This is a genomic window from Xenorhabdus sp. TS4 (genome assembly GCF_014467265.1).
Taxonomy (GTDB): Bacteria; Pseudomonadota; Gammaproteobacteria; order Enterobacterales; family Enterobacteriaceae; genus Xenorhabdus; species Xenorhabdus ehlersii.
This window is the reverse complement of sequence record NZ_NKHQ01000005.1, coordinates 34,686-48,198: the sequence shown is the minus strand read 5'-3', so window position 1 is coordinate 48,198 and position 13,513 is coordinate 34,686. Positions and strand designations below refer to the sequence as shown.

General features: G+C 46.4%; 12 protein-coding genes. 5 read left to right on the top strand and 7 right to left on the bottom strand.

What is annotated here, in order from left to right; all coding sequences use genetic code 11:
• Window positions 1-42 precede the first annotated feature (42 nt).
• The 5 genes from surA to apaH are packed head-to-tail and all read left to right on the top strand — an operon-like array spanning window position 43 to window position 4,369.
• Window positions 43-1,344: a peptidylprolyl isomerase SurA gene (gene surA, locus Xets_RS03790; protein WP_187651173.1), complete on the top strand. Its 1,302-nt coding sequence runs from the start codon at window positions 43-45 to the stop codon at window positions 1,342-1,344.
• Entirely contained in the window at window positions 1,334-2,326 is a 993-nt protein-coding gene (gene pdxA / locus Xets_RS03785) for a 4-hydroxythreonine-4-phosphate dehydrogenase PdxA (RefSeq protein WP_187651172.1), read from the top strand. Before surA ends, pdxA begins: the two co-directional genes overlap by 11 nt.
• Window positions 2,319-3,134: a 16S rRNA (adenine(1518)-N(6)/adenine(1519)-N(6))-dimethyltransferase RsmA gene (gene rsmA, locus Xets_RS03780; protein WP_187651171.1), complete on the top strand. Its 816-nt coding sequence runs from the start codon at window positions 2,319-2,321 to the stop codon at window positions 3,132-3,134. The genes pdxA and rsmA overlap by 8 nt, the downstream gene beginning before the upstream one ends.
• A 36-nt stretch (window positions 3,135-3,170) precedes the next feature.
• Window positions 3,171-3,548 (top strand): Co2+/Mg2+ efflux protein ApaG, encoded by a 378-nt coding sequence (gene apaG, locus Xets_RS03775; RefSeq protein WP_099133020.1) that lies wholly within the window; start codon window positions 3,171-3,173, stop codon window positions 3,546-3,548.
• A 2-nt stretch (window positions 3,549-3,550) separates the two neighbouring features.
• The gene (gene apaH, locus Xets_RS03770; protein WP_187651170.1) at window positions 3,551-4,369 is read left to right on the top strand and encodes a bis(5'-nucleosyl)-tetraphosphatase (symmetrical) ApaH; all 819 of its coding nucleotides are present in this window, start codon (window positions 3,551-3,553) and stop codon (window positions 4,367-4,369) included.
• A 72-nt stretch (window positions 4,370-4,441) separates the two neighbouring features.
• Here the strand turns inward: apaH and folA are convergent, their stop codons facing one another.
• From folA to cpdA, 7 genes are all read right to left on the bottom strand, one after another.
• The gene (folA, locus tag Xets_RS03765; RefSeq protein ID WP_099133018.1) at window positions 4,442-4,927 is read right to left on the bottom strand and encodes a type 3 dihydrofolate reductase; all 486 of its coding nucleotides are present in this window, start codon (window positions 4,925-4,927) and stop codon (window positions 4,442-4,444) included.
• Between the two features lie 245 nt (window positions 4,928-5,172).
• Entirely contained in the window at window positions 5,173-6,594 is a 1,422-nt protein-coding gene (ftsP, locus tag Xets_RS03760) for a cell division protein FtsP (protein WP_187651169.1), read from the bottom strand.
• A 292-nt stretch (window positions 6,595-6,886) separates the two neighbouring features.
• Entirely contained in the window at window positions 6,887-7,618 is a 732-nt protein-coding gene (locus tag Xets_RS03755; RefSeq protein ID WP_099133055.1) for a 1-acylglycerol-3-phosphate O-acyltransferase, read from the bottom strand.
• A gap of 83 nt (window positions 7,619-7,701) precedes the next feature.
• Window positions 7,702-9,957 carry a DNA topoisomerase IV subunit A gene (parC, locus tag Xets_RS03750; RefSeq protein ID WP_187651168.1) on the bottom strand — a complete coding sequence of 752 codons (2,256 nt, stop codon included), beginning with the start codon at window positions 9,955-9,957 and terminating at the stop codon, window positions 7,702-7,704.
• 65 nt (window positions 9,958-10,022) lie between these two features.
• Window positions 10,023-11,918, bottom strand: a complete 1,896-nt coding sequence (gene parE, locus Xets_RS03745; protein WP_099133015.1) for a DNA topoisomerase IV subunit B — start codon at window positions 11,916-11,918, stop codon at window positions 10,023-10,025.
• Between the two features lie 73 nt (window positions 11,919-11,991).
• Window positions 11,992-12,600: an esterase YqiA gene (yqiA, locus tag Xets_RS03740; RefSeq protein ID WP_187651167.1), complete on the bottom strand. Its 609-nt coding sequence runs from the start codon at window positions 12,598-12,600 to the stop codon at window positions 11,992-11,994.
• Window positions 12,600-13,442, bottom strand: coding sequence for a 3',5'-cyclic-AMP phosphodiesterase (gene cpdA, locus Xets_RS03735; protein WP_187651166.1), 843 nt, complete (start codon window positions 13,440-13,442; stop codon window positions 12,600-12,602). Before cpdA ends, yqiA begins: the two co-directional genes overlap by 1 nt.
• Window positions 13,443-13,513 lie beyond the last annotated feature (71 nt).

Below are 13,513 nucleotides of genomic sequence, written 5' to 3'. Positions count from 1 at the left end.
AAAATAACCCCGCCAAGGCGGGATTGATATGATGGGAAATGTATGAAGAACTGGAGATCGCTGATTTTCGGATTGATGTTTTCAGTAAACTCTGTCGCAATGGCGGCTCCACAAGAGCTGAATAAGGTAGCTGCCGTTGTTAACAATGATGTCGTACTGGAAAGTGACGTCAACAGCCTTTTACAATCCGTTAGACTCAATGCAAAACATGCAGGCCAGCAATTACCGGATGAGAAAACATTGCGTCACCAAATCCTTGAGCGCCTGATTATGGACGACATTGTTCTGCAAATGGCAAACCAGATGCAGATAACTATTCCTGATCAAGCCTTAGATTCTGCGATCACAAATATTGCAGCTCAAAACCACTTGAGCCTTGCCCAGTTGAAGCAAAATCTGAGCACAGAGGGTATGAGCTTTGATGCTTACCGTACTCAGATCCGCAAGGAAATGATGATTGCAGAAGTACGTAACAATGAAGTGCGCCGCCGCATCACTATCCTGCCACAGGAAGTTGATTCACTGGCTAACCAAATCAGCAACCAAAACAGCCAGGACTCTGAGGTAAATATCAGCCAGATCCTGATCCCTCTGCCGGAAAACCCGAGCCAGGAGCAGGTAGAAAAAGCGGAAACCACGATCAAAAAAATCTTATCTGAACTCCAGAATGGTGTTGATTTCGGCAAATTAGCGCTCTCCTATTCCGGTGATACCCAAGCCCTGAAAGGGGGAAATATGGGTTGGAGCAAACTGCAAGAATTGCCATCCCTGTTCGCTGCACAGCTCCAGTCTGCCCATAAAGGACAAATTATTGGCCCAATTCGTTCCGGTGTTGGTTTTCACATTCTGAAAGTGAATGATATCCGTGGTGGTCAGATGTCTATTGCCGTCACCGAAGTGAATGCCCGCCATATTCTGCTGAAAACATCACCTATTATGAATGACGAGCAGGCACGCAACGAGTTGATGAAACTCAGAGAAGAGATCTTAAGTGGCAAAACCTCATTCGAAGAAGCAGCAAAAGCGCATTCTGAAGATCCAGGTTCAGCCATGCGCGGTGGAGAACTGGGTTGGAATTTGCCGAGTGCTTACGATCCTGCTTTCCGTGATACGTTGATGAAACTGCAAAAAGGTGAGATCAGCCAGCCTGTTCACTCCTCGTTCGGCTGGCACTTAATCCAACTGCTGGATAGCCGCAAAGTTGACAGAACAGACGCCGCACAGAAAGATCGCGCCTACCGCCTGCTGTTCAACCGTAAATTCAATGAAGAGGCACAAAGCTGGATGCAGGAATTACGCGCCTCTGCTTATGTGAAAATTCTAGATGGTAACAATGCACAATAATAAACCCATCGTCATTACCCCCGGCGAACCAGCCGGGGTTGGCCCTGACTTAGTCATTGCCCTGGCTCAAAAAGAGTGGCCTAGCCAACTGGTTGTCTGTGCTGATCCAGAGCTGATGCTGTCCCGAGCTAAGCAACTGAATTTACCTCTGCAACTGCAAACTTATTCTCCGGAACACATTTCTTCATCACAAGCCGCCGGAACCCTGACCATCCTGCCCGTTAACCTCCACTCCCCGACGATTGCAGGGGAATTAAACCGGAAAAACGGTACTTACGTCACGGAAACCTTAGCAAGAGCTTGCGATGGCTGCCTGAATGGGGAGTTCTCAGCATTGGTGACAGGGCCTGTACATAAAGGTGTCATTAATGATGCAGGCGTACCTTTTACCGGACATACTGAGTTTTTTGCTGACCATAGCCAATGCTCAAGGGTAGTCATGATGTTGGCAACGGAAGAGCTACGGGTAGCGCTGGCAACCACGCACCTGCCGATTCTGGATGTCCCCAACGCAATTACGTTTGATTCTCTGCGGGAAGTGATCACCATTCTTAATCATGATCTAAAAACCAAATTCGGTATCCCCCGTCCCCATATCTATGTTTGTGGTCTGAATCCTCATGCCGGTGAAGGTGGGCATATGGGACATGAAGAAATAGATATCATCATTCCTGCCTTAGACAGTCTGAGAGCAGAAGGGATATGGCTGGAAGGTCCATTACCTGCGGATACCCTGTTCCAACCCAAATATTTAGATCATGCTGATGCCGTGCTTTCGATGTATCATGATCAAGGGTTACCCGTGTTAAAATACCAAGGTTTTGGCAGGGCCGTAAATATTACGTTGGGACTGCCATTTATCCGAACTTCTGTCGATCATGGCACAGCACTGGAGCTGGCGGGGACAGGTCAAGCTGATGTGGGTAGTTTTATCACCGCATTGAATCTAGCAATTAAAATGATACAAAACAGTAATGAATAACAAAGTCCATCAAGGGCACCATGCCCGTAAACGTTTCGGGCAAAACTTTTTAACCGATCAGTTTATCATTGATAGTATTGTCAATGCGATGAACCCACAGGCTGGCCAAGCCATCGTGGAAATCGGCCCAGGTCTGGGGGCACTGACTGAGCCAGTTGGTGAACGCATGGATAAGATGACTGTCGTCGAGCTTGACCGTGATTTAGCGGCTCGCCTGCATGTCCACCCCAAACTGAAAGATAAGCTGACAATCATTCAACAAGATGCGATGACCGTTGATTTTGGTCAGATTGCTAAAGAACATGGGCAATCCCTGCGTGTATTTGGTAACTTGCCTTATAACATCTCTACGCCGTTAATGTTCCATCTTTTCGGCTATACTGATGCTATCGCTGATATGAGCTTTATGTTGCAGAAAGAAGTTGTGAATCGTCTTGTCGCAGGGCCTGACAGTAAAGCCTATGGACGCTTAAGTGTGATGGCACAATACTACTGTCAGGTAATACCTGTTCTTGAAGTACCGCCAACAGCATTTACACCAGCGCCAAAAGTGGATTCTGCTATTGTGCGTTTGATCCCACACAAGAGTATGCCTTATCCTGTTCAGGACATTCGCATGTTAGCCCGGATCACAACTCAGGCATTTAACCAACGGAGAAAAACGATCCGTAATAGCCTTGGGAACATTTTTTCTGTTGAACAGTTAACAGAATTGGGTATTGATCCAAACTCGCGGGCTGAAAACATCTCTGTCGAGCAATACTGTAAGATGGCGAATTGGTTATCATCTCAACCTGAAATTGCCTAAACAAATAAACAGGCGTTGCAGCAACAGGAGGTATCTATGCTCAATGAACCAAGAATTCATATTCAAGTACAAAGTACTTACGTAGAAAGTCAATCACAGCCGGAACAACAACGTTTTGTGTTTGCTTATACCGTATCAATTCGTAATCTTGGGCATTCCCCTGTGCAACTTATTAGCCGTTACTGGCGCATTACCAATAGTGATGGTCACCTAACCGAAGTTCAGGGTGAAGGGGTTGTGGGAAAACAACCTTTGATCCCACCGGGAACAGAATATCGCTACAGCAGTGGCGCTATTCTGGAAACACCTCTGGGGACAATGGAAGGTCACTATAACATGATCGATCACGATGGTCGTCCATTCCGTGTCGCCATTCCCGTGTTCCGGCTGGCTATTCCAACACTGATAAATTAATTATGGCTACATACCTTATTGGCGATATTCACGGCTGTTATCGTGAATTTCGCGCCTTGTTACAACAAGTCGATTTTAATTCCAGTGAAGACACTTTATGGTTAACAGGCGATCTGGTCGCTCGTGGCCCTGATTCATTGGCAGTACTTCGCTACATTAAGCAACTCGGCTCCGCAGTTAAACTGGTATTAGGCAATCACGATCTGCATCTGTTGGCGGTTTACGCTAAGATCAGCCGCAATAAACCGAAAGATTTGCTGGATGAATTACTCGCGGCACCGGATGTCGATGAATTAATAAATTGGTTGAGAAAGCAGCCAATGCTGCAAATCGATGAAGAACTGAAACTCGTCATGGCACATGCCGGGCTCACTCCACAATGGGATCTGGGAACAGCCAAAATATGTGCCCGTGAAGTGGAAGCCATTCTTCGCAGTGACAGTTATCCCTTGTTTCTCAATGAAATGTATGGAGATATGCCGAACAATTGGACGCCAGAGTTAAGCGGACTTGCTCGATTACGTTACAGTACCAATGCCTTGACCCGAATGCGTTATTGTTTTCCACATGGTCAATTGGATATGAGCTGCAAATCCAAACCGGAAAATGCGCCTGCCCCACTAAAACCCTGGTTCGAATTACCACGCAGCATTCCTGAAGACTATTCAATTGCCTTTGGTCACTGGGCTGCTCTGGAAGGTCAGGGCACCCCCGCTGGCATCTACGCTCTGGATACCGGGTGTTGTTGGGGAGGTAAATTAACCCTGCTTCGTTGGGAAGATAAACAGTATTTCAGCCAAAAATCATTATCCAAATCATAAGCTTGGTAAATAAAATAATAAACCTGGCTGTGACACTGGAGTGCCCCAAGGCACTCCACACGTAAGATTAACTCACTCTCGGCGTTCCAGAATTTCAAAACAATAGCTATGAGAATTGTTTTCATCTGCATCGTGATATTCGGTAAACGTTGAATTCCATTCATCTGGTTCATAATCGGGGAAATGCGTGTCACCAATCACTTCTGCATCAATGTGAGTCAGGTACATACGATTAACCAGAGGAATAAACTGCTCATAAATTTTTCCTCCTCCCATCACCATAACTTCTTTAACATCGCCAGCGGCTGATAAAGCAGCTTCGATAGAGTTAACCCAAGTCACCCGATCATCATTTGCAGGTTGACTGCTAATCACGATATTCAGGCGCCCTGGCAGAGGGTGGCCAATAGACTCATAAGTCACTCGCCCCATTACAACCGGCTTTCCGAGTGTATTGCGTTTAAACCAGGCTAAATCACCCGGCAAAGTCCACGGCATGGCATTTTCCATACCGATAACTCGATCCATAGCCATCGCAGTAATCAAGCTGATAATCATTAAATCACCTTACAGCCAAGTAGTATGAAAATTTGGGACACTATACGGAAAGGGTTACTCACAGTCGATAAGATTAGCCATTTATCCGAACAAATAGTGAGTTTGCCCGCGAATTGTTAAACAATCCGTTGTTTAACAGATTATTACTTAACAAGCAGGCAGCAAAATAACAACTTTATTCCATTTGACAGAACATCTATCTAAAACAGAGCCAGAAACGAGTAAAGTCAGAGCAAAGATTTCATTTAAAAACCAGCAGGATTGACAATTAACTGTCCGGCAACTCCACGATCTGCCATCTCCAATATCTGGCTGTAATACATGAAAGGAAAATGTTCATAAGACGGCTGCATCATATTAACCAGCAATTCTGCCCGGCTATCGATCCAAACGGTATCTTTCCAGCCATAATCCTGTGGTTCTGGACGGTTGCCATTCAGGCTGATGACCTTAAATCTTACCCCTTCAATATGGAAAGGCTGGGGCACTGACGTTGTGACTATCCAACGTTCCCATGCGCCTTGTTGGCTTGTGATATCGATTCGATGCTCATTCAGCAGTGAGCCATTAATCCCTTGAGAATAATTGCCCAAATCAATCTGACGATTTTGAATGGTAGAGTTGATCTGTGGATTATCAACGATAAGCTGAGTCGGTAGTTGATCTGTCACCAAAGGAAGCAACCCGCTGGCTTTCAGGGTTAATACCGTCGTTGACAGCAGTTTGGTCGAAGGTTCAAACATGCCTTTCAAACGATCGATTACGCCAGCAGATTCTCCCGCAGTAACGGTAACACTTTCCACTTTCGACATATCAATCAAGACTTCTCGCCGTTCTCCCGGCGCAAGTGACAATAATTGTACCGCCACGGGAGCAGGCAGCAAGCCTTGATCAGTGGCAATCATGTAGAAAGGACGCCCATCACTGAGTTGCAATTGATATCGTCGGGCATTGGATGCATTCAGAAAGCGTAACCTGACCCAACCTCTGGCAACCTCCACAAAAGGATTTTCGACACCATTAACAATTAAGGTATCGCCAAGAAAACCTTGATTGGCTGGCGGGTTATATTGCGGTACACCAAAATTATTCAATCGCTTATCTTGCAAGATAACAGGAAAATCATCGACACCATAATGTCTGGGTAAAGGCAGGCAGTGGCTACTTTCGTCTTCCACCAGCCACATACCAGCAAGGCCGGCATAAACATGCTGTGCCATGCGATTTGGGGTATTGGCATGATACCAACAGGTCGATGCAACTTGATCTATCGGGATAACCGGCGACCAATTTTCCCCCGGCGCCATCAAACGAGCCGAACCGCCCATCAAGGTTCCAGGCACCAGTAATCCCCCGACGGTCATTGAAACCGGTTCAGATAACCGATTGCTATAGATCAGTTTGACATCATCCCCTCGATGAACCCGAATGGTTGGCCCCAAATAATGTCCGTTGATGCCCCAGACTGGCGCTTTATTATGACCATTAAACGACCAGGTGGCTTTTTGTATGGCTAAAAACAGGGGTTGCCCTCTGCGGGATTCCAGTAAGGGAGGGAGCGGCAATTTTGTTTGTTGATTTTTGTTGGCCCGAACAACAAAAGGAAGCGCCCCTAAACACATTGCCAAACCAGAAGCCTGAATAAATTGGCGCCGACTCAGTGACATACTTTCTCCACAGAAGGAATAGTCTCTCTACGATAAAAATAATTTTCACAACCCAAATAGCAATTTCCAATGATTGCCTAATTCAAATAATTGCAGGGATGAATACCCTGATATTGTGGCTATCAGAATTTATTATTCTATCGATTGCGTTTAATAAAAACGTTAATTCATTAAACGCAATCATATCGCGAACAGGAGAGAATTTCTAAAATTATCGAAAAATTATAGCGATAATCAGTCCAACATGTGGGAGAACATAATGGATCATTCAGGCCAATTAACCATCATTTAATTATCCACGCTGATTAAGTGCCTCGACTTCTTTATCCAATTCTGCAATTTTAGTTTTCATCATTTGTCGGCAGTGTTCTGCCAATTCACGAACCTGTTCTTTGGTATATTTCGTGGTGTCAATTGGAGGCAACATTTCAACAATAACGGTGCCATTATCCCAACGATTTAGTTTTATTTTATCGTGTGTTGTAGAAACACAGACCGGCACGATAGGTACACCTGCTGTAATGGCGGCATGAAAAGCACCTGTTTTAAAAGGCATCAACCCACGGCCACGACTGCGCGTTCCTTCTGGAAACATCCAAATCGAAACCCGATTTTTTTTGATCTGTTTGACAACCTGTGAAATCGTGCCATGTGCTCTTGTCCGATTATCCCTGTCGATCAAAATATTACCTGTCAGCCAATAAAGCGGGCCAAAGAAGGGAATAAAGACCAGGCTTTTTTTGCCCACAGTGACTGTACGTGGCTGTACCGCATTCGACATCGTAACCATGTCGTAATTATTTTGGTGATTGCCGATATAAATGCTAGGCCCATATTCCTGTGCTTCCTCTGGAATACGTTCCAGCAGCTTGATGCCAAGCACTTTGTGCAATTTGCCAAACGCATGCCCGAAAGTCATAACATGACGTGGGTTGCGTGGGCTGAATAAACAGTAGATACAGCCAAAAATAAAGATCAGTATCACAAACAGGATAACAATAATTCCCCGAATGATTGCTAGCATAGCGGCCCCTTGTTGAAAGGCCAGTGCATTCATTACACTGGCCTAAAATTACGATTTATACCTTTCACCCTGCAATTTGCAGCTTAATTGCTTGTATTACAAACTATTTCAACGCGTTCAATACGCTGTAACCCACGAGGCAGAGACACGCCCTTGCGCCCTCTCTCTGCCCTGAATTTCTGTAAATCCTCAGGGCGAAGCAGTAACTTGCGTTTGCCAAAATAAAGCGTGATTGAAGATTGTGGCGGCAATACCAATAACCAAGCCAGCATATCTTCGCCTGATGCAGCCTGTGCCGCCGGGATGGAAACAATCTTATTGCCCTTACCCTTTGAAAGCTGCGGCAGATCAGCCACCGGAAACATCAACATACGACCCGCGTTGGTAATCGCCAGTAACATGTCTTCCTGTTCGTTGTTAATCTCCAACGGCTGCATCACTTTGGCATTTTCAGGCAAAGTAATCATCGCCTTGCCCGCTCGGTTCTTGGCAATCAGGTCATTGAAAGTACAGATAAAACCATACCCCGCATCAGATGCCATCAAGAATTTCTGTTCTTCTTTCGCCATCAAAAGATGCTCAACCGATGCCCCTACCGGCAACGCCAGTTTGCCTGTTAGTGGTTCTCCCTGCCCTCTGGCTGATGGCAAATCCAACGGATCAACGGAATAACTGCGCCCTGTGGTATCAATAAAGACCACTGGCTGGTTACTCTTGCCGCGCACCGCACTGCGGAAGCTGTCACCAGATTTGTAATTCAAGCCAGCCGGATCAATATCGTGCCCTTTCGCACTACGTACCCAGCCCATCTCTGACATGATGACGGTAATCGGCTCAGAGGGCAGGATGTCATGATCACTCATGGCCTTCGCTTCCGTACGCTCTTTCAGCGGGGAGCGACGGTTATCACCGTAGCTTTCTGCATTGGCAATAATTTCTTTTTTCAGTAATGTATTTAACTTACGCTCAGAACCCAAGATCGCCTGAAGTTTGTCACGTTCTTTCGCCAATTCATCCTGTTCGCCACGGATTTTGACTTCTTCCAGTTTTGCCAAGTGGCGCAATTTCAGTTCAAGAATGGCTTCTGCCTGCGTTTCGGTTAATTCAAAACGCTGCATCAATACTGACTTCGGCTCATCTTCATTACGAATAATATGGATGACTTCATCAATATTAAGATATGCTGCCAGCAAACCTTCCAGGATATGCAAACGCTTAAGCACTTTTTCCAGGCGATGGTTCAGGCGATTACGCACTGTTTCACGGCGGAAAACCAGCCATTCACTGAGGATCTCAACCAAACCTTTAACCGCAGGACGGTTATCCAGGCCGATCATGTTGAGATTGACGCGATAGCTTTTTTCCAAATCGGTGGTTGCAAACAGGTGGTTCATCACCTGCTCGACATCCACGCGGTTAGTACGGGGAACAATCACCAGGCGGGTTGGATTTTCATGATCAGACTCGTCACGCAGATCATCCACCATCGGCAACTTTTTCGCCCGCATTTGGCTGGCGATTTGTTCTAAAACCTTCGCGCCAGATACCTGGTGAGGTAAAGCCGTGATCACTACGTTACCTTCTTCTTTCGACCAAACCGCCCGCATCCGTACCGAACCACGACCATTTTTGTAGATCTTGCGGATATCTTCTTTTGGCGTGATGATCTCAGCTTCTGTTGGATAGTCTGGCCCTTTGACATATTCCATCGCCTCATCAAGCGACAGATCAGGCTTATCCAACATGGCTATCAGTGCATTCACTACCTCACGAGCATTGTGTGGCGGGATGTCGGTCGCCATACCAACGGCAATGCCCGTGGTGCCATTAAGCAAGATATTAGGCAGACGTGCAGGCAAACACTTAGGCTCCTGCAATGTACCATCAAAGTTTGGCACCCAATCTACGGTTCCTTGCCCCAACTCAGACAGTAACAATTCGGCATATTTAGACAAACGAGATTCGGTATAACGCATCGCCGCAAAGGATTTTGGATCATCCGGCGCCCCCCAGTTTCCTTGCCCGTCGACTAACGGATAACGGTATGAGAAAGGCTGAGCCATCAAAACCATAGCTTCATAACAGGCCCCATCACCATGCGGATGATATTTACCGAGAACATCACCGACAGTACGGGCAGATTTTTTAAATTTGGCTCTGCTGCTCAGCCCAAGTTCTGACATCGCATAGACAATACGACGCTGAACAGGCTTTAAGCCATCACCAATAAAAGGTAACGCCCTGTCCATGATGACGTACATGGAGTAATTCAAATAGGCGTTTTCAGTGAACTTGTGGAGCGGCTGACGCTCCACACCGTCGTGAGTTATCTCACTCATGTAATAATTTCCTCAGGATCTGTATTGACTACCTTTGCGCTGTATTTATGCACTAAATTCATGCGCTAAATTTCGATATCAATGGAATCACCCTTCTCTTGCAGCCAATTACGGCGATCTTCTGAACGTTTTTTCGCCAAAAGCATATCCATGACTGAGAGCGTTTCTTGATAATTTTCATCGTCGATAGTCAATTGCACCAGACGGCGAGTGTTAGGATCTAACGTGGTTTCACGCAACTGCATTGGGTTCATTTCACCCAACCCTTTAAAGCGCTGAACGTTCGGCTTGCCCCGCTTGCGGCTCAAACGATCCAGGATGGCACTTTTTTCCCCTTCATCCAGCGCATAATGTACTTCTTTGCCAAGGTCGATGCGGTATAGCGGCGGCATTGCCATGTAGACATGCCCACGTTTCACCAATGTCGGGAAGTGACGGACAAACAGGGCGCACAGCAATGTTGCAATGTGTAATCCATCAGAGTCTGCGTCCGCCAGTATGCAGATTTTACCGTAGCGCAGTTGGCTTAGATCATCACTATCCGGATCGATACCAATCGCCACAGAGATATCATGAACTTCCTGCGAAGCCAGTACTTCATCCGAAGAGACTTCCCATGTATTCAGGATTTTTCCACGCAGTGGCATGATCGCCTGAAACTCACGATCACGAGCTTGCTTCGCAGAGCCGCCCGCAGAATCCCCTTCTACTAAAAATAGTTCAGTAACATTGAGATCTTGTGCAGTACAATCTGCCAATTTACCCGGCAAAGCAGGGCCATTGGTCAGCTTTTTGCGTACCACTTTCTTCGCCGCACGCATTCTACGCTGCGCACTGGCAATTGCCATTTCAGCGAGTTGCTCCGCATCTTGAATATGCTGGTTCAACCACAAGCTGAATGCATCTTTCACCACACCAGAAACGAAAGCCGCAGACTGGCGAGAAGAGAGGCGCTCTTTGGTTTGGCCGGCAAATTGTGGATCTTGCATTTTAAGCGATAGCACATAAGCACAGCGATCCCAAATATCATCAGCAGAGAGTTTAACCCCACGTGGCAATATATTGCGGAACTCGCAGAATTCACGCATGGCATCCAACAAACCTTGACGCAAGCCGTTAACATGGGTGCCACCTTGTACCGTTGGGATCAGGTTGACGTAACTTTCCGTCAATAATTCTCCGCCTTCCGGTAGCCAGAGCACTGCCCAGTCAATCGCTTCAGTATCTCCACTTAATGTGCCGACAAAAGGCGCTTGTGGCAATGTTACCAACCCGTTGACGGCTTCTAACAGATAATCTGTCAACCCGTCGGCATAACACCATTTCTGCTCGGTATCATTCAGTTTGTCCTTAAAAACAATCTCAACACCCGGACACAGCACCGCCTTGGCTTTTAGTAAATGAGTCAAGCGGGTGGCAGAAAAACGGGGTGTATCGAAATAGCTTTCATCTGGCCAGAAATGGACACTCGTTCCGGTATTGCGTTTGCCACAACTGCCGATGACTTCCAATTCTTGTACTTTCTCACCATTTTCAAAGGCGATTTGGTGTACCTGACTGTTACGACGAACAGTCACTTCCACGCGCTTGGACAAAGCATTGACCACCGAGATCCCAACCCCATGCAAGCCACCAGAGAATTGGTAATTTTTATTGGAAAATTTTCCGCCCGCATGTAGGCGGGTTAAAATCAATTCAACAGCAGAAACTTTTTCTTCAGGATGGATATCAACCGGCATACCACGGCCATCATCTATCACTTCCAGAGACTGATCGCTGTGAAGGATTACTTCAATATGCTTCGCGTGACCAGCCAGAGCTTCGTCCACACTGTTATCGATCACTTCCTGTGCCAAATGGTTCGGGCGGGCTGTATCAGTATACATTCCGGGACGACGACGAACTGGCTCCAGGCCACTGAGGACTTCAATGGCCTCTGCGTTGTAACTAGATTGAGTCATGTTGTAATTCTGTCGGTTGCTTCGTTATTAGAGGGCCAATCAGTATTGATATACTGTTGATAATACCAGTCGCTTACCTATTTTTGGCAATTTTTTTACTATTGCCACTGGTCAGCCCCAAGAAGTCAATGATTTGAGGGAAATAATATTCGAAGCCAATAAAAGCATGATTCCCACCGGATTCAACTGTCTGTCGGCACTGCATCAGGTAAGCAACGGCTTGACGGTAATCGAGCACCTCATCCCCTGTTTGCTGCAATAACCAAATAAGATCAGGTGATTCCAGCGGGTCAATATGCATCACTTTGAGATCATGTATATGGCTTGGTTCGAGAGTATAGCGCTCTTCGGTATAGGGATTCACGTTTTCCCCAAGATAATTCTGAAGCAAGTCGAAAGGACGTACCGCAGGATTGACAACCACGGCGGGCAAACCAAAGCACTGGGAAAGCCAGATAGCCAGATAACCGCCCAGGGAAGAACCTACCAGCCCGATATTTTCACCGGCGTGTTCCATTACCAGTTCTTCCAGTAAGATGGCCGCATCTTCAGGATAAGGGGGTAATTGCGGCACCAGCATGTCAATTTCAGGGTGCCGCTGGTGTAACCACGTTTTCAGCGCATTCGCTTTTGCGGATTGAGGGGAACTATTGAAACCATGTAAGTAGAGTAACGTCGACATTAATACCCGTCCGAATCTAAATCCGGGCAAAACTCGTTATTCTTAAGCCTGTGAACCTGTGTCTGCAATCTCGCTTCTTTATTATTGCCAGCCACAGACAGTTCGAGATAACGCCATCCCGGAGCCACTGTATCAAGCATAAAATTAGTACAATGTGGCTTAAATTGCACACAGGTTGATGGGGTTGCCATAACACGAATACCGTTCCACATTTCATCCACTTCTTGATGGATGTGCCCACACAGTATGGCTTTCACCTGGGTTTTGCCTTTCAAACATTCTGATAATTCGGGGGCATTACGCAAACTGTGCTGATCCAGCCATGTGCATCCAGATGGAATCGGGTGATGGTGAAGCATAATAATCGCATGGCGATCACTGTGTTTATCCAGGCATTTTTTCATCCACTCAAGCTGATAATCCGTCAATTCACCATGAGGAACACCTTGCACCTGACTGTCCAGCATAATCAACTGCCAATGCTGTCCGATAACGATCTGCTTGGAAGGTGAAATGCCTGCTGCTGCCAACGTGTCAACCATCGCGGGTTGATAATCATGATTACCGGGTAACCAAACACAAGGTACAGGTAAACGAGCAATACCCTCAGCAAAATGCTGGTAAGCATTGATGGTCTGATCCTGTACCAAATCACCTGTCGCAACGATCAAATCAATATCGAGATTTTGCTGCAAAATCATATCCAATACCGCATGATAACTGCGATAGGTATTAACTCCCAGCAATGAATCTCCCTTATTAGCAAAAAGGTGCGTGTCGGTAATTTGCAGTATTCTGGCTGTGGCGCCTTCTGCCACAGGTACTTCAAGCAGGCTTTCCAAAAGGTTTCCTTTTCCTGTCGATCATAAGGATTATTTTAACGTGTCTTTATGCAAAAGATCTGCTGGCTGGG